The sequence below is a fragment of the Deltaproteobacteria bacterium genome (genome assembly GCA_026129095.1).
GTDB lineage: Bacteria > JAGRBM01 > JAGRBM01 > JAGRBM01 > JAHCIT01 > JAHCIT01.
The window spans coordinates 602,234-618,770 of sequence record JAHCIT010000001.1 but is presented as its reverse complement, the minus strand read 5'-3'; the positions used below and the strand labels follow the sequence as shown (position 1 = coordinate 618,770).

Genomic DNA, 16,537 nt, shown 5'->3' with positions numbered 1-16,537 from the left:
CTGGCAAAAGCTGTGCTGACCGTTGGCACCCTCGACGCCGGTCCGTCACAATGAAACATGCGCCATGGAGCTTGTGTTGCCGGGTTTCTGCTTTTCCTGCTGATGCTGTCTTGCGGCGGAAAAGCCGCATCTATCCAGCTGCCGGATGATCTGAAAAACGCCCCTGTTTACCGGGACAGCTTTCTACAGTTTGAACTGTCGCCGCTTGGCGAGATGGAACGAATCTCCACCCCCGAAGAGAATACGACCGTCTTTGCTGTCGACCGGCAGCGCAAGATCAGCTTTATCCGGCGCCATACATCTTTGTCATTTGAAGAATTTCTTCACGACTTTGAGACGCGGGTTCTTGCCCCGCAGTTTGCATCCGGTCTTGTGCGGCCATATGGGCTGGGAGAGATCTACTATGCCGAACCACAAGCCCGGCTCTATGGCATGGAAAGCATTCCCAGGGAGGGTCAGGAAGGCGATTTAAGCCTTATCCTGGTGGCGCAGAAGGGAAAAACTTTTCTGCTGACGGCCTACGAGAAGTTCGGGCTGGATGAGCTGGGGACATACCGTTCCGCTGCCGTTCGGATTGCCGGCACTTTCCGGATGGGTGACAGCGCCCGGCTTCTCACCGATGCGGAAGTGGATGCCCTGAAGGCCTGCAAACTGATTGTGCGGATGGGATTTGGAGGTATCAGGCGCGGGACAGCCAGGCTGTTTCAGACCTGCTCCGCCCTCAATCCCTATTTCGACAGCTACTATATCTACTGGGCAGAGGCGCTCCGCCTCGGTGGTGAGGAGGAGGCTTCTATCGCACCGTTAGAGCAGGGGGCTGGACTGTTTCCCGGTAACGCGACATTGATCAATAATCAGGCATGGTATCTCCTGACGTTCGCAGACAAGTCACTTCGTGACTACGGCCGGGCGCTCGCGCTTGCCGAAAAGGCAGCGGAACTGTCCGATCGGCAATCGGCGTCCATTCTGCACACGCTTGCTCAAGCATACCTTGAGACAGGTGATGCCGTCCGGGCCATGGAAATCCTTGAGGAATGCCGGAAGCTGGGCCCAATGGACAGAGAGACAGAGAAGGCCGTGCGCGAGCTGGAACTCCGGATTTTCCGGATGCGGACCTAAGCGCCCCTTCATTTCTTGTGGTACAGCTGACTCGCAGTGAAATCCCATTATGACATTATAATTGATTCCTCCGGTCCCGGCGGGTTCGTTCTGGCCTGGCATGCAGCCCGGTCTGGACGCCGGGTTCTGGTGACCAAGGGCAGCAATAACGGAAAAGACGGGCATCTGTTGCCGGGGTTTGGCGCATTGAATACCGCGGCCCTCGCGGCTGCCTTTGATGGGCTTCTGCCGGATCCGGTTCGCCAGCAGGTAGAACGTATTGCTCCGCAGAGTAATGTGCAGGTGATCTCACCAGATTTCCGGTTTCACTGGTGGACGGACCGCCGGCGCGGGAAAGGTGAATGGCAGCGGGTGTTTGGATCTGGCGTGTATCTGGACACAGCTGCGCGGTCATTTACCGCGTCACTCTTAAGGCCCGGCCGTTTTGCACCGCAAGGCTGGTTTCGTTCACGGCTTGGCCGGACAGTAAAAGTCGAAGCCCCAGCCTCACTAACTGGGGCGCTTGATGAATATCCACGCCTCAGGCGTCTGCTGGAACTGACTGGAGCAGCGATGTCGGGAGGTTATGAACCCTCAAGCACAGCGTCTCTTCTTCATGGAGAAGCTGGTGAGACCTGGGTTGCTGGTCCTGCTGCGACCGCGGTCCGTAAGGGCCTGCAGGATGCAGTCCGTCAGGCTGGCGTCGAGATGGCCGATGGTACCATTCACCGGATTTCACCACGCGAAAGGGGATTTACGGTCGAATGGGCCGGCAGCGGAAAAACCACCGGGACGGATACACTGGTTCTGGGGGAGAAAGAGCCCGCAGGATTTCCATTGGCCAGATCCCTGTCAAAGCGGTTTCTGGGGCTCACCGCCATTGAAATTGTCACGTCACGGGAAGCACTGGATCCGGCTGTTGGCCCTCGTGCTATCTGGTGCCGGAGCGGGCTGCCAGACGCCGAAAGTGGTCCCCGGATTGTCTGGATTGGCCGTGAACCTCATGGGGCCGACAGGGAACGAATCATCGTGAGTTTTCGAAGAGTAGCCGAGGAATCGCAGGCTGCTTCGGACAGTCGGCTTGGACAGATCGCATTGCAGATGCTGGAGGAGCTTTCTCCCGGTTTCAGGGAAGCCCAGGCTGCAGTCTGTATTCTCGATCCTTATCAGCCCTGGCTTCCGGTAGAAAATGCCCGTATCGAAAAACCACGGTTGGACAGGAATCTTTTTCGGCTGAACGCTGCGGTTGTGGGACCATATGGTTCGATTGCTGAATTGGCCCAGGCGCGGGATCTCGGCCGGTGGTTCTCGGTTCCGGATACGAAGGTAGTATGACATGAAGGCATTGAACCACTGCTCAGGATCGGGTTTAATCAATCCATGCCTCTTGGTGGAACAATGGGCCAGATTGTGGAAATAAGTCCGGCATGAGCACGGCCAAGCCTGCCACAGTAAAAGCAAATTCACCGGCAAAGCCGGTTGCCCGTCCGGTGCGGCCATCCGGTAATGTATCTCCAGGCGTTCAGGCCGAGACTGAGTTCCGGCAACGGGCTACCCTGCTGCTCAAGCTTGAGACGCTGGTTGTCGGCATTCTGGTGCTTGCTGTGGGATCGGTTGCGGGTGTCCTGCTTTTTCAGGAAAAGGCATCGATCGAAAATGCACAGGAAAAATCGTTTCTCGCACTGTCGGAGACGGTGGCCAAGTATGCAAAGGAATCTATCCTTATCCAGGACGATCTTATCATGGGCGATGCGCTCGATGTGTTCCGAAGCCGTCCGGAGGTAGTGGGGGCATTCTTTATTGATCATGAGGCAAGAGTGCTGTCAGCCCTTGAAATTAACTATGCGGGCGAGCGCTACTTTGATCCGGTTACCCGTCAGCCATTTCAAGTTACAGACCAGCCAGCCCTGACGAAAATTCTAAGCACGCGCCAGATATGGGTTCCTGTCAGCTTCAAGAACCGCACCATTGGCGGACTTGTGGTTCTGGTAAACCTTGAGCATCAGATACGGCTGGCATTCGTCGAAAGTGCGCGCCGGGTATCGCTGGTTGCGCTGCCGATCTTCATTCTCGGTGTCATGCTCACGATGCTGGTCGCCCGGTTGCTGGTTAATCCGCTATCCACTCTCAAGAGCGGAATCGAAATTGTCGGCCGGGGCAAGCTCGACTACGTGACGCCGGTAACGACCTCGGATGAAATTGGCGCAATCACGCATGCATTCAACCGGATGGCGGCGAAACTGCTCCGTAAGGAACAGGAGACAAATGCCCTCGGCCGGTATGTATCCAAGGGCCTGCTGGACCAGGTGCTTTCCAACCCGACACAGCTTCAACTGGGGGGGAAAAGCCAGGCCGTGACGGTCATGTTCGTTGATATTCGCGGGTTCACCACAATGTCCGAAGAGATGAATCCCCGCGATGTGGTTAATATCCTGAACAAGTATTTCAAACTGATGGCTGCCATTATTGGTGATGAACTGGGCACGCTGGACAAGTTTATCGGTGACTGCGTGATGGCGCTGTTTGGCGCCCCGATCTATTTTGACGACCACGCCGAGCGGGCTGTTCGAGCCGCACTCCGGATCCGTGATGCAGTAAATGCAGAAAATGTGCTGCGTATCGAATGGGGCTGGAAGCCGGTGGAAGTAGGAATTGGTATCAATACTGCCGAAGTGGTTGTGGGGAATATAGGAACCGAGGAGCGCTATGATTATACGGCGATCGGCGATGGCGTGAACACAGCTGCTCGACTGGAAGGTCAGGCGCGCCGTGGGGAGATTGCCATAAGCGGTTCTACGTATGAGAAGGTGAAGCATCTTGTTGATGCCGAGCACGCAGGCGATCTTCAGCTCAAGGGAAAGCAGCAGGCCGTATCGGTCTATAAGGTGACAGGAATCAAGGCCGGGATTGGTGCGTTGCCGGAACATGTGCCGACAGGAACCGCCGGACCATCTTCGTCATGACTCTTTGTGCTCGGGGTTCGCCGGTGATTCCGGCATGCTCAGGGATGCTATTAATTCGCTGGTCAGAAGACCAAGCTGCTTGACGCCAGGTTTTCCTTCGATATGGCCAAACCGGCCCTGGTGGTACATTTCTACCCAGAGGCGGATCCGCTCCCGCTGGGCTGGAGTAAGTTTCCGGCGGTCAACGGCATCAGACACTGCCTTCCCGGCGGGAATTCCACCGTCCTCGGGGTCATTGATTCCAAGAACTGCGGCAAGCTGGAGATAGTATCCGGTTGCAGGGTGCTTCTGACGGGCCCTTTTCCGGCGGATTGCTGAAGAATATCCTGCACCAATAAGGACAAAGGCCATGATGGCCGCGACAGCCCAGCCAAGATTATCCCGGATGCTTGTGGAGCTTCCCGTCTCGGCCTGATTCTCTGTCCTTGCGGTTTTGTTTTCCCGATGGCCTATCCTGTTTAGCTGGTCCAGAAGGGCTTTCAGCATCCTGAACTGGTCAGCCTGCTCAAAGTCTATCACCTTGTCGTGCCACCAGAACTCGATACGCCCGATGAGTGTTTGGAGTGAAAGCCACCATCGTGTTTGTGCCGCCAGTTCAATACCCGGATCCCGTGGTGATGGGTCCAGCCGATTCCAGCCCGAAACAGGATCCAAATATTCCACCCAGGCATGAGCATTCTGCATGCGAATAAGCCATTCGTCTTCGCTCGCTCTTTCGCGCACGAGGAAGCCGGTTACTACGCGTGCCGGAATGCCATTCAGTCTGGCCAGCAGGGCAGCAGCGGAGGCGAAATACTCACAATGGCCCTGCTTCGAATCGAACAGGAATGAAGCGACGATATCTTCCGAACCAGTGGCTGGCCGTTCAAGTGAGTAATGAAACCCGGTAGCACGGAGATGCTGATCAATGCGCCGGATGGTTTCACGGGTGCCTGGATTTCCGGCAGCCAGCGACGCGGCCAGTAACTTCACTCGGGGGTCAATCGTCTCCGGAATAGCTGTCAGGTAGGTTACCGGGTCGGCCCGACTGGTGTCAGTCATCGGGAGGTCCGTGAACCATCCATCATAACGGATGGGTTGGGATGGAATTGGAGCCAAAATGACGTTGCTTTGCGGATAGCTAGTGGCCAGTTGCACCGGATGAGCAAAGCGGATGGCGATCGTCCGCTCCAAGTGGGGAAGGAACGGCTGTCCAATCGGCTTCAGGAGGATTTCGTAGCGGCGGGCGCGCTGGTCCGGCCATTCAGGCCGGAGCCAGAGGATTCCACCACGGCTTGGGTAAACCGGAGTCGCATTGGAGTCATCGGCGTACCACAATATCCCATCGAAATGGTCAAGCCGTCTTCCAACTACATAGAACATTTCGTCCGGCAGGCCGTCGCCAACTGGCTGGATACGAAGACGGCCGACGACTGAAGGATCAAGTCCAATTTCGCCACGCTGAGCCAGGTCTACCTGTCCAGAAAATCCGGACCGGGTTCCTCCACCGGTTCGGAACATGCCTATGTCGAACATGGCTCTTGAAAGGCGTGGAATTGCAACGAATGTGGCTGCAGCAACCACAATGGTAACGGTGAGAGTGAGCACCGTTCCGGTCCGGAGATCGCCAGCCGGATCTCCTTCTCCGGCAAGCACCGGCTGATCAAAGTTGCCGGAAACAGCCGCAGGTTCGGCAGCCGTATCTGCCACCAATGCCATGACAATGAAGCCGAGCACCACGACGAGCAGCACCATTGTCCACACGGATGCCATGGCCATGACGCCAGCAATAAGAATGAAATAGGCAGCCACAACGATCTGCCAATAATCCCGGGACTGGCGGCGCGAGAAAAGCTTTACGACCAGCAGCAGTTCGAGGAAATAGAGCAGCACCTCGAATAGCATGACGGGATCCTGACGGATCCAGAGCACGGCACCGGCCAGCATAAGTACGACGGCGGTATTCCAGAAAGCGACCGGGATAGAAAGCCGCTGCCGTTCGGGAAGAACCAGCCCCAGAACAGCCGCTCCCAGTACTGCCAGATGAAATGGCCGAGCTGTGGGATCTGCCCATACCAGCAGAATCTGTGAAATTATCACCAGTATTGTGATTGACCAGTGCCGAATCCGGTCAAACGGGTCGGATGCTGGGGCGACTGCATACTGCATGGCTGTCATCCAGTGTGAACGGAAACCAGTTCCAGTGCATCAATCACAAGTTGACTGTACCCCCCATGCGCTGGACACAATGGGGTATGCCAGAGCATCCGCCCACCGACGACCTTGCGGGGCTTCTGCTTTCGCAGTGGTCCGGCCGGGGCCTCATGCGCACGTTTAAGCCCGATCCGGTACCTGACCGGGCGGTTTCGGACATGGAGCGGGCAGCAATGGCTGGTCCGCGTGTAGGAGATCCGGCACGGGAACGGCTGGTGTTTGTTTCTGATCCTGGTCTGCGAGCAGAGCTTGGAGATGCCCTTTGCAAGGGATTGAACCGGATCAACTTCTGGGTCCGGTCGGCACCGCTCATCATCATGGCCCTGTCACGTCAGGCTATGGTGGACCGTCTCCGGTCGATCGACGGCGAGAGATTCGACCTGATACAGGCGCTGGAACGAATTGCATCATCCGCGCAAACACACGGATTGGGCTCGTGCCCGGTGCTGGGGTTTGATGGGCGGGAGGTAAAACGCGTTCTTTCCGCACGGGAAGGGTGGCGGGTGGTCGCGGCTCTTGCTGTCGGTTATCCGGGGCTGACGGGCGAAGAAGTTTTTGGTATTTCTGTCATAAGTGACTTTCATGAATACTATCATCGCTTGCGCGAGCGGCTGGATCGCCGTGCAGGAACTGCACGGGACTACATGGTAGTTCACAATCGCTTCCGGCACGGGAGGAAATCTTCATGATCCGAAAAATGGCATTGGCAACCCTATTGGTGGCCGCCTCTATTTCTGCCGGAGTTCATGCCCAGGAAATGGCTCCGGCTACTGGAGAGCTTACCGGAAAGGTTCTGCATGGGGTGACGGATGAGCCACTTCCAGGGGCCCGTCTTCAGATTGAATCACTTTCGGTACCTTCGGAAACCGCCCGCGTGATTCCAGTGGATCCTCAAAGTGGAGATTTTTCTGTCGTAATGGCACCTGGCGACTACCGGATACGCGTGATGGCTGATGGGTTCATTACAGGTCTTTATGACAACATAAATATCAAAGAGCGTCGGCGTGCACGGCTGACACTTCGCCTGAATCCGCTGGTTCCGGCTGCTCCTGTTCCGGTGGCAGGGAAGTCTCCCGAAGCCGCAAAATCTCCCGATACTTCTCCGCCGCCGGTTTCATCTGACCCGGCCCCCGTTGTACCGCCAGCGGCATTGATGTATGAGGCACTGGCTGCCGATGCAGGCTACAGGTCATCTGACCTCCGGATTCAGCCACTTAAGGAGATTATCTCCTTCGGCGAAGGGCAGACCGCGCTGCCACCATCGGCTTACCCGCCGCTTGACCGGCTCGTACTGTTGATGGGGAAACGGCCACGTATACTGAAAGTCATCGTCAAGGCCAGTTCCGATGAAACTGACAACCCGGAGCTGGCTCAGCGCAACGCGAACCGGCGGGCAATGAGTATCAAAAACTATCTCGTTTCACGGGGAGTGGATGCCAGCCGGATCATAGTAGATGAAAAGATGCTGGATTCCGGTCATGGACCGCGATCGGCGGGTTTCGAGCTCGTGTTCGTGCCCTGACTATTTCAGATCCCGGCGGTCAAATAGAAGGATTGCTGCCGTCAGCAAGGATGCTGTCCACATGCAGACAAATAGCGGGGCGTACAGAAAATAGTCGTCCGGAGGGGGCAGATTGTATGGAACCCGGTCCTTCAGGTTGAGGCGGGTAAAGTCGGGCAGAAACAGATAGACCGTCTTGATAGCCTGGAGGGTGGACAGATCCATATCTTCAGGCCCGACCACCATTTTATTGACGATTCCGGCAAGGGTTCCGGCAATCCAGACGCCAAGAGTCAAAAGCCCCGACACGTACGGAGTCGAAAACGACGAAAACAGCAGGGCCACAGAAGCCACGACGATCAGCTCGCCATAAATGCTGGCCACAGCCTGGTAGAATACTGGCTGAAGCGGCCAGGCAGAGCGCCAGCAAAGCCACTTTACTACTACCGTCATGATCAGCAGGGCAGCCAGCAGCGTAAGGGCCATGCCTAAGAATTTGCCCAGGAGGAATTCGGCTCGGGACAAGGGTTTCGTCAGAATCGTAAAGACCGTTTTCTTTTCGATTTCTTTGGACAGCAGCGTCACGCTGATGATGATCGCAATGAAGACAAGTGAAAAGTTCATACCGCCAAGGGCGACGTTCACCACCACTTCTCCCCAGTTCAACGGCGTCTTGGCTGCAACAACACCTGCGAAAATCGTGATAGCAATGCCAAAGAATAGCGCCACGGCGAGCACCCGGTCTCGCACCAGTTCCCTTAAAGTATTGAGGCCTATAGCCCAGATTCGTCCGATCATGAGGCCGCCCCCTGCGGCCGGTTGCCAAACCGCTCGTAGAAAATGTCCTCAATATGTGCTCGCACGGGCGTGACGGATATGATCTGGGCTTCTGACGAAGACTGCAAGGAAGATAGAAGACGGTTGAGGTCTTCCTCGGAGCGACTGTGACTGATCCAGAGCCCGGGCCGCGATAAATCTGGTTGTGCGCCGACTGAAAGCTTGCCTGCAGCTTCCTCCGTAGAGCGAAACACGACTTCCCATGACCGGATTCCAGGCGGAAGCAGTTCGGCAAGCGAACCCGAGCCCTGCAGTGCTCCTCCTGCGATGACGATTACCCGGTCACAGATCACCTCGATATCCGGAAGAATGTGGGTGCTGAAAAATATGGTTTTCCCCCGTTCGCGGTTCAGGTTCCGGAGGAGGTCGCGCACTTCCTTGCGGCCAATCGGATCAAGGCCTTCCATTGGTTCGTCAAAAATGGCGATATCAGGATCATTGATAAGCGCCTGGGCAATGCCGATTCGCTGCAGCATCCCCTTCGAGTACTTACGAAGTTCAAGTCGGCGGGCATGCGGGAGCCCGACCAGTTCCATGAGCTCGCTGATGCGCCGCTTGCGATCGGTGCCTGGAATCGAATGAAGCCGGCCTGCCAAATCCAGAAACTCATCGCCTTTCAGGTGGTCATAGAAATAGGGATTATCCGGCATATATCCAATGCGCGACCGGGCAGAAGCTTTACGCGCATCCTGACCGAAAATCCGTATTTCTCCGTGCTCATAAGCAAGGAGCCCAAGAATGCATTTGAGAGTCGTTGTCTTTCCGGCTCCGTTTGGGCCGAGGAAACCGACGCATTCTCCTGTTCGTACGGCGAAGGAAACATCACTCAGGATTTTTTTGGGACGCATCCAGAAACCGGTATGGAAAGTCTTGGAAAGTCCTTCCACGGTTATTACCGGTTCTTGATTACAGATTATTTCAGTCATTGTCCCATTACCCGCCTTATTTCCTGTCGCAACTCGGGAGTCAGCCAGTCCATGCTTGGCGTGTCACCGGGAAGAGCGCATGTGGGGGCCATGAGGCGGTTTATAAACTCCTGAATCAGGGCTGTGCGTTCCTGTGGAGACATGTCGGATTTCTCGAAATAGGCCAGGAACTCATAGGCATAACGCTCCTTCCAGAAGGGCATCGGGGTTGAGCAATAGGCATCCAGGATGAGTTCCATCGCTGCCCGAGGATCAGATTTGTAACGTATACCGGCGGCGATTCGGCCTGCATAATCAGGAGCGTTGGGCTTTTTGCTACCGAGCTCAAACCATTTGGCTGCATTTTCGAGATCCCTTTTCTCGAAATAGTAGATCATGGCCGTCATCAGGAATGGCTCGAACAGGTCTGTTACTGTGGATGCACTGGCAAACAGCTGTAAGGCGAGATCCGGTCCGTTGCCCTCTTGTGCCCTGAGGAAATAGCCGCCAACCACATATGGCGTATAGAACTGGGGGTCCAGAAGGTTGATGATTCTGACGGTGTTGTACACCCATTGGGTGTAAGCTTCAGGCTGTACACCCCATGATATTGCCCCTACAAGATGGGTAAACATTGCGCTGGCTACAGCCTTGTCATAACCGAGGGAAATATACCGGAACAGTTCCGGTTTGGGCAGTAGATAGGAAACTGGCGGCTCTCCGGCATAGATCTCCGCCCAGCGGCGGTTTATTCCCGAAATTCCGGCGAACAGGGCGAGTGCCGATACGGCTAGGACCACCCGTGACCACTTGCTCAGCATTACTGGCAATTCTACAGGATGGGACGCCTCCTTCAAGGGACTTTGGTTGGCGCGCAGGGGTGCCGGATGATTTTAACGATTTATACCGATGGTGCGGCCCGTGGAAATCCCGGTCCTGCCGGAGCTGGCGCCGTGCTCAAGGATGAAAAGGGCCGGATCGTAGCAGAGGTGGCGGCCTATCTTGGTGACTGCCGTACCAATAACGAGGCTGAATATGAGGCGATTATTCTTGCACTGGAAAAGGCACAGGAACTGGGTGCCAAGGGCGTACGCTGCCGTGCCGACAGCAAGCTGGTAGTTGAGCAAACACTCGGGCGCTGGAAGGTAAAGGAACCCCGGCTGCGCCCTTTACGGGACCGGGCAGCCGAGTTGCTCACAGGATTCAGCCCCTATGAATTTCGCCATGTGCCCCGGGAAGAAAACCGTGAGGCTGACGATCTTGCCAATAGAGCTATTGACGGGAACAGGGTGCGGTGACTCGTGAGAGCTCTTATCACGGGAGCGGGGGGACAGGTAGGCCGCGATCTTGTTGCTACGGCCCCAAAAAATACGACTGTAATGGCATACGCGCATGGTCAACTCGATATTACCAGTGATAGTGCCGTTAAAACGGTCATTAGTGAGTTTCGTCCGGATCTCCTGTTTAATTGTGCGGCCTATACGGCTGTGGACGCCTGCGAAACCAACAGGGAAACCGCTTGGAGGGCCAATGCGGAAGCACCCGGACAGATCGCGCGACTGTGCAGGTCGGCAGGAATTCGTCTTGTGCATCTGTCCACTGACTATGTGTTTGGTGGTGACGGCACACAGCCATATGAGCCGGATGATCCAGTAAACCCCCGGAGTGAATACGGACGATCCAAGGCTGAAGGTGAGCGGCGGGTTTGTGAGGCCGATCCCCTCGCGGTGGTAGTCCGTACGTCCTGGGTTTATGGACCGGGACAGAACAATTTCCCACAGAAAATCCTGGCCCGTTCCCGTATACAGGACGAGCTTCGCGTGGTGGATGACCAGCGGGGGGCGCCGACGTGGAGCCATGACCTCGCTCGTGCACTCTGGCTGCTCCCCGGCCGGCCAGACGTCACGGGGCTGCTCCATTGGACCGCATCGGGAAATTGCACATGGTATGAGTTCGCCAAGGCAATTGTGGAGGGAGCCCAAAAGCGGGGCGAACTGATCCGTGCAAAGAGGGTTGTGCCGGTGTCGTCAGCCGAATTCGCTGCTCCGGCCCGGCGGCCTGCGTGGTCTGTTTTGTCACTGGACAAATGGAGCCGGTTTTTCCCCGCTCAGCCTCCTCGGCATTGGAAGGACCAACTTTCGGATTATCTTGATAGCTGCCTGAAAAGGCCCTAGTTACACGCCTTTTCTTTTGCGATAGCCCGGTCCAGTATCGCTCCGTCCCCCCTGAATCCGCCATTTGACCGGTTGCGGTTATGATGCGGTAGGGCGGGACGAAAGCAAGAGAAACCAGCCATGACAGACAAGCCAGAATTACCAGCAGCCCAGAATCCGGTTCCGCCACCCGATCCGTTCGACATGGGCGGTCGCCGGGATTTTGGCATTATCGCCGTTGTGATTGTTCTTGTGGTCCTGATTGGAGCGGCCGTCTTCATATTCACGCGATCCGGCTCCACTCCTAGTGTGGGAAAGGCACCAGTGCTGGGTCCAGAAGATGTAGCCAGCGTAGGGCAGAAAGTCATCCAGAAGACGGACGTGGACCGGTTTGTGGATGAAGTTTATCCAGCCCTGACTGCCGGTGCGATGGCAACTCCTCCGGAAATGCTCCGGTTGCAACTTGCCCAGGATCCACAGTTCTGCCGGGATTTTCTGGGCCAGATGCTGATCCGGGATGCCATAGCCCAGTATGCCAAGGCGCAGGGTGTTTATGAAACCGAGGAGTTCCGAAACCGGTTCCAGAGCCAGATCGAGATGGTTGCTGTGACGGAAATGCTCCGAACGGTGACGGAGGTTTCACCGTCCGAGGCCGAAACGCGGAAATTTTATGATGAGGACAAGTTCTGGTTCTCTTCTGCTACTGAAAAAGCGAAATATGACGAGGTAAAGCACCTGATTCCGACAGCCATGGGCCGGCAAAAAGTGCTTGATCTGCTGGCATCACTTCGCAAGCAGGCCAGCGTTTCAGCACCGGACTGGGACGCGAGCGTCATCGCTACCATAGACTTTGGTGACGAGAAAATGGATATCACGGTTGAAAAGTTCGAGGAAGAAGCCTCCAAGTATCCGGAAAAACGGCAGGTGGAAATCCGGACCATGGAAGGCCGGCAGAAACTTCTGGATGGAATTGTCGAGCGGTATGCCGCCATCCGGGAAGCCCGGCGGCGTGGCCTCATGGATGATCCGAAGGTGACCAGCATCGCGGAAAACGTGCGCCCCAATGTGGCTGCTGAGCGCTTGGCGGTTGAACTGCTGGGGAGTGGTTTTGACCAGCGAATCAATGAAAAGTACGAGCAGGTCAAGGGCCTGCCGGAGTACCGGAACGCGATCTACCATCTGGCGCATATTCTGGTGCGTCTGCGAGATCCCATGACCGACGAAGAGAAACAAAAGGCCCGCGACCGTATGCAGGCAATCAAGGACCGACTGGCGCAGGGCGACAGCTTCGAGAAGCTGGCGAAAATCATGTCGGACGATGCCACAAGCGGTGCCAAGGGCGGTGATTTGGGTCAGTTTCCTCATTCCGTTATCACTCCCGATGTGGGCCGTGCGGTAAGTGGTCTCAACAAAGGGCAGTTGAGTGAAATCGTGGAAACAGGCGCCGGCTTGCATATTTTCAAGGCTCTGGAGGATCCGGCTTATTCAGACAACCCGGTGTCAGTGAAGGCCACAATTCGAAAGGAAATCATGAAAGAAGGTTTCCAGCTCGTGGAGCAGAAGGCCCGTGAGTCATTTCCCGTCTTCGTCAATGATGCTGCAGCCATGGCAGCCTGCGGAGTGGATACGATGCGACAGCAACCACCTGGCAGCGAGGGGATGTCACTGGAAGATCTGGCGCGGGAGCAGATGAAACAATCGCCCTCTTCCCCCTGAGGCGGCTCAGGGCCGGATGGTGCGGACCACGCGCAGGTAATTTTCTCCAAGAACTTTACGAATACGGACGTCTGTCCAGTGACGGTCCAGCATGGCCTGAACCAGCCTAGGCATGCCCGTGATATCGTGAAGCTCGCGCGGGAGCAGGATGGCCCCGTCAAAATCGGATCCAAGCGAGATAAAATCTTCTCCGGCAACCCGGATAACGTGCTCCATGTGATCGATGACCCGGCTGACCGGACAATTATTCCATGAGTCCGAGAGAAATCCCGGCTGAAAAATGATACCAATGGTGCCGCCGCTTTTGGCAACGAGCCGGATCTGTTCGTCATCAAGATTCCGCCACAAATTGCGTACCCCCCGAACTCCGGTGTGCGAGACAATGAACGGAAGCGAGCGGTCGTGGATTTTCACGGCGTCCATGAAACCTGACCGGTTGATATGGGAAAGATCGACAAGAATTTGGCGATGATTGAGGGCACGCACAAATTCCCGGCCAAAACTACTCAAGCCCTCCGTTTCATGCCGTCGGGCAGCACTGGAGACACCAATACGGGAGCGGGTAAAATGGACAAGGGTGACTCGATGCAGAAGATCCTCTGGGATGCGATCTAGATCACCAAGATCATGATCAATAGCCTGACCGCCCTGAATTGATATCCAGGAGGCGGTAAGACCCTTCGCACGCGCATTCCGGTAGTCACTCTCGGTACGGATAACGGCAAATTCGTTGGGGTGGTGCCGGAGGAGTCGGGCCAGCTCACGAATATTTTCGAAAGCTATATCGGGCCGTTGACTTTCGGTCCGTAGCGGATTGGTCGTTACGTCCCAGACGACGCCGCCCATCTGGGCTTCTCTCACGCGGGGAAAATCGACCTGATTCAGGATCGGCGAACCGGGAATAAAAGACCGGTGACGCTTGGAAAGATTGTAGCCAAATACACGTGTCCATATGAAACTCGTCGTATGCAGGTCGATGACTTCTGCTGAAAGATACAGCTGTACCGCTTCGGATGAAATCCCGAGATGACGAGCCCACTGTTCCGGATTGGTTCGGTAATTGACGTAGTCCAGTTTCATCAGACGGCATTAATCTAGTTTGTCAGCCACCATGCGCAAACGTGATATGGGTTGTGGAATTTGCTGCTACGGAAGGTGATAGTATACGCAGGTTGGCCACATGGACTCCGGACCACTTCGAAAAACTGCACTTCTGCTGATTTTGTGCTGGCAGATTTCCTGTGATGGGGCTGGTTCTGGCCTGCCACACCGAAACGATACATTACCACCACCCAACACGGCTCCTGTTGCCATCAGCAGTGAGGGGGAAACGGTGCGGAATTTTGCCTATTCGGGGCTTCTGCCCGGATCCGACATTGATGGTCCTGACCGGATATTCAGTATTGTAAGTGGTGGTTCCCTGGGCACGGTTGAAATTACTAATGCCGCAACTGGTGCGTTCACCTACACGCCCGCCGAGGATGCTACCGGGACCGATGTGTTCACCTGGAAACTCAGTGATTCCTTGCTGGAGTCCGGTGTGGCCAGTTTTGCGGTGAAGATCCGGCACACAATAACCCTGCGACGCGGTACACTGTCCGGAAATCCGGCCCGCTTTTCAGTGCAACTGCCGCCGGGAACGGTGAATCCGCAGCTGAACCTTGCTCCGGCGGGGATTCCCGGTGAATTTGGTTGTTCACATGCACTGGTTCCACCGTCCAGGTTTGTAGTCGCATGCTTGCCGGAGACTGACTTCGCAACTGGGCCAGCGGAAATAGCAATATCCGGATCTGGCAGCAGCGGGCCGCTTGCTGCAGGTGAAGTATCGGTTGAAATTCTGGCGAGAGCTACTGATCTGGAGTTGACGCCGGTTTCCGGAACTCCTGTGAAAATCATTGAGACAGTGGAAACAGGCAGCCGGGATATAGCGATAACGCTGTCAAATGACCTGATTGAAGATGGTGCCGGACCCGCTGTTCTCCGGGTGACACAGATGCCCGCAGGAGTTGAATGCCTGCTTTCAGAAGAGTTGTTCGAAGTTTCAGGAACGACAACGATTACCTGTTCCGCCAGTGACGGGAGTGATCCGGGAATAGTAATGGTCGAAGCAGTGGCCGTCTGCGGGGCCACTGTACAGCCAGAAGATACTATCGAATACATTCGGGAGATTGCGCTCTTTGCCTGCCCGCTCGTATCTTCTGATCCGTTTGCCGATCAGATAGAAATTACCGTTCAACCGGAAGCGCCCGTTCTGGTGGTGGAGCCCGATGCCAGTATTCTGGAACTGGAGCGGAATGGAAGTGCTCAGCCGGTAGTTCTGGCCACAACGTCATCAAATTCAAGCGCCTTTTTCCCGGCAGTGGCACAGATGACATCTTTTCCCATGGGTGTTGTCTGTGAATTCAGTGATAATGAACTGTCAGATGAGAACGACACCGCCTTGCTTGAGTGCATTGCGGAAGGCCCTGCTGTTGCCGGAGAGGTAATTCTAGCTGTAACGCCAGCATTGGGCCCGACGGTATTTACGGGCGTCCTGGTCTCCATATATGAAGCCAATTTTTTACTTGTAACGGATGTTTTAGAGCTTTTCCCGGTCATGAATTCATTCCTGACCGGGAATTCTGTCGCTACGGAAGTCGCCTCCGGTGCGGGCAGTGGTTTTACAGGTCCTGCAGTGTTGACATTTCAGCAGGTTCCCGATGGCGTTCAGTGCCAGTTCTCCGGTGATGGAGATCTGGATAACGAACTGGATTTTGATGGAGTTGAATGCACCGCCGAAGACGATTCCGAAGACGGAATTATTGTGGTTCGGGCGGCAGCCGTGAGCATGGAAACGGCCTCGACGGCGCTCAGGGTTGTCCGTCTTCCGCCGTTGATGGTGGCAGACCTATCGGCTTCGTCAATTCTGGCCCCAGGTGGCATTACTGTCGGTATCGATTCGTTGACAGATCCAGAGCTGCGCTATCCGGTAATGGTTCAGCGGGTGACCCAGCCTCCCGGTGCTGGTTGCACGGTAAACGGAGGCGTTTCCGCGAACATTCTGTCCGCGGCCGGGTCGGTGACACTGGCTTGCAGCGGGTTGGTAGCAGGAAATGTCGGTATACGACTTACGAGTGCAAACACCGAACCTGTGATCATAGAACTGTCCGTACCGATAGAGCTTCCCTGACT

The 16,537-nt window shown here is 55.7% G+C and carries 14 protein-coding genes; 9 read left to right on the top strand and 5 right to left on the bottom strand.

Translation table 11 applies throughout. From position 1 onward, the window contains the following. The first annotated feature begins 57 nt into the window (after positions 1-57). From KIT79_02735 to KIT79_02725, 3 genes are all read left to right on the top strand, one after another. The gene (locus tag KIT79_02735; GenBank protein ID MCW5828211.1) at positions 58-1,119 is read left to right on the top strand and encodes a hypothetical protein; all 1,062 of its coding nucleotides are present in this window, start codon (positions 58-60) and stop codon (positions 1,117-1,119) included. Positions 1,120-1,806: 687 nt separating this feature from the next. Then, positions 1,807-2,433 carry a hypothetical protein gene (locus KIT79_02730; GenBank protein ID MCW5828210.1) on the top strand — a complete coding sequence of 209 codons (627 nt, stop codon included), beginning with the start codon at positions 1,807-1,809 and terminating at the stop codon, positions 2,431-2,433. A 92-nt stretch (positions 2,434-2,525) separates the two neighbouring features. After that, the gene (locus tag KIT79_02725; protein ID MCW5828209.1) at positions 2,526-4,061 is read left to right on the top strand and encodes a HAMP domain-containing protein; all 1,536 of its coding nucleotides are present in this window, start codon (positions 2,526-2,528) and stop codon (positions 4,059-4,061) included. On the opposite strand, the gene KIT79_02720 is transcribed toward KIT79_02725, so the two are convergent. Further along, positions 4,056-6,209: a DUF3488 domain-containing protein gene (locus KIT79_02720; GenBank protein ID MCW5828208.1), complete on the bottom strand. Its 2,154-nt coding sequence runs from the start codon at positions 6,207-6,209 to the stop codon at positions 4,056-4,058. The genes KIT79_02725 and KIT79_02720 overlap by 6 nt on opposite strands. An 86-nt stretch (positions 6,210-6,295) precedes the next feature. Here KIT79_02720 and KIT79_02715 point away from each other — a divergent pair, with 86 nt between their 5' ends. Together KIT79_02715 and KIT79_02710 are read left to right on the top strand one after the other, a co-directional pair. Next, a complete protein-coding gene (locus KIT79_02715; GenBank protein ID MCW5828207.1) occupies positions 6,296-6,943 on the top strand; it encodes a nitroreductase family protein in 648 nt (215 codons plus the stop codon). Further along, complete coding sequence (locus tag KIT79_02710) at positions 6,940-7,776, top strand: OmpA family protein (GenBank protein MCW5828206.1); 837 nt, start codon at positions 6,940-6,942, stop codon at positions 7,774-7,776. The genes KIT79_02715 and KIT79_02710 overlap by 4 nt, the downstream gene beginning before the upstream one ends. Here the strand turns inward: KIT79_02710 and KIT79_02705 are convergent, their stop codons facing one another. Genes KIT79_02705 through KIT79_02695 form a run of 3 tightly spaced genes read right to left on the bottom strand, consistent with a single transcriptional unit; the run spans position 7,777 to position 10,354 of the window. Continuing rightward, positions 7,777-8,553, bottom strand: a complete 777-nt coding sequence (locus tag KIT79_02705) for an ABC transporter permease subunit (protein MCW5828205.1) — start codon at positions 8,551-8,553, stop codon at positions 7,777-7,779. Then, positions 8,550-9,479, bottom strand: a complete 930-nt coding sequence (locus KIT79_02700) for an ABC transporter ATP-binding protein (GenBank protein ID MCW5828204.1) — start codon at positions 9,477-9,479, stop codon at positions 8,550-8,552. Before KIT79_02700 ends, KIT79_02705 begins: the two co-directional genes overlap by 4 nt. A gap of 35 nt (positions 9,480-9,514) precedes the next feature. Next, a complete protein-coding gene (locus KIT79_02695) occupies positions 9,515-10,354 on the bottom strand; it encodes a hypothetical protein (protein MCW5828203.1) in 840 nt (279 codons plus the stop codon). Positions 10,355-10,384: 30 nt separating this feature from the next. Between KIT79_02695 and KIT79_02690 the strand changes: the two genes are divergently transcribed. The 3 genes from KIT79_02690 to KIT79_02680 all read left to right on the top strand — a co-directional run bounded on the left by KIT79_02690 (position 10,385) and on the right by KIT79_02680 (position 13,366). Next, entirely contained in the window at positions 10,385-10,795 is a 411-nt protein-coding gene (locus KIT79_02690) for a ribonuclease HI family protein (protein MCW5828202.1), read from the top strand. 3 nt (positions 10,796-10,798) lie between these two features. Then, positions 10,799-11,671, top strand: a complete 873-nt coding sequence (gene rfbD / locus KIT79_02685) for a dTDP-4-dehydrorhamnose reductase (GenBank protein MCW5828201.1) — start codon at positions 10,799-10,801, stop codon at positions 11,669-11,671. Between the two features lie 120 nt (positions 11,672-11,791). Next, a complete protein-coding gene (locus tag KIT79_02680; protein ID MCW5828200.1) occupies positions 11,792-13,366 on the top strand; it encodes a peptidylprolyl isomerase in 1,575 nt (524 codons plus the stop codon). Between the two features lie 6 nt (positions 13,367-13,372). On the opposite strand, the gene KIT79_02675 is transcribed toward KIT79_02680, so the two are convergent. Beyond that, positions 13,373-14,446 carry a membrane dipeptidase gene (locus KIT79_02675; GenBank protein ID MCW5828199.1) on the bottom strand — a complete coding sequence of 358 codons (1,074 nt, stop codon included), beginning with the start codon at positions 14,444-14,446 and terminating at the stop codon, positions 13,373-13,375. Positions 14,447-14,546: 100 nt separating this feature from the next. Between KIT79_02675 and KIT79_02670 the strand changes: the two genes are divergently transcribed. Then, positions 14,547-16,535, top strand: coding sequence for a hypothetical protein (locus tag KIT79_02670; protein MCW5828198.1), 1,989 nt, complete (start codon positions 14,547-14,549; stop codon positions 16,533-16,535). Positions 16,536-16,537 lie beyond the last annotated feature (2 nt).

What these genes read in the sequence shown, in the direction of transcription:
- KIT79_02715 (MCW5828207.1), top strand. Translation starts at nt 6,296, where the DNA reads ATGCCAGAGCATCCGCCCACCGACGACCTTGCGGGGCTTCTGCTTTCG.
- KIT79_02735 (MCW5828211.1), top strand. Translation starts at nt 58, where the DNA reads ATGCGCCATGGAGCTTGTGTTGCCGGGTTTCTGCTTTTCCTGCTGATG.
- KIT79_02680 (MCW5828200.1), top strand. Translation starts at nt 11,792, where the DNA reads ATGACAGACAAGCCAGAATTACCAGCAGCCCAGAATCCGGTTCCGCCA.
- KIT79_02710 (MCW5828206.1), top strand. Translation starts at nt 6,940, where the DNA reads ATGATCCGAAAAATGGCATTGGCAACCCTATTGGTGGCCGCCTCTATT.
- KIT79_02690 (MCW5828202.1), top strand. Translation starts at nt 10,385, where the DNA reads ATGATTTTAACGATTTATACCGATGGTGCGGCCCGTGGAAATCCCGGT.
- KIT79_02670 (MCW5828198.1), top strand. Translation starts at nt 14,547, where the DNA reads ATGGACTCCGGACCACTTCGAAAAACTGCACTTCTGCTGATTTTGTGC.
- KIT79_02730 (MCW5828210.1), top strand. Translation starts at nt 1,807, where the DNA reads ATGGCCGATGGTACCATTCACCGGATTTCACCACGCGAAAGGGGATTT.
- KIT79_02720 (MCW5828208.1), bottom strand. Translation starts at nt 6,209, where the DNA reads ATGCAGTATGCAGTCGCCCCAGCATCCGACCCGTTTGACCGGATTCGG.
- KIT79_02675 (MCW5828199.1), bottom strand. Translation starts at nt 14,446, where the DNA reads ATGAAACTGGACTACGTCAATTACCGAACCAATCCGGAACAGTGGGCT.
- KIT79_02705 (MCW5828205.1), bottom strand. Translation starts at nt 8,553, where the DNA reads ATGATCGGACGAATCTGGGCTATAGGCCTCAATACTTTAAGGGAACTG.
- KIT79_02725 (MCW5828209.1), top strand. Translation starts at nt 2,526, where the DNA reads ATGAGCACGGCCAAGCCTGCCACAGTAAAAGCAAATTCACCGGCAAAG.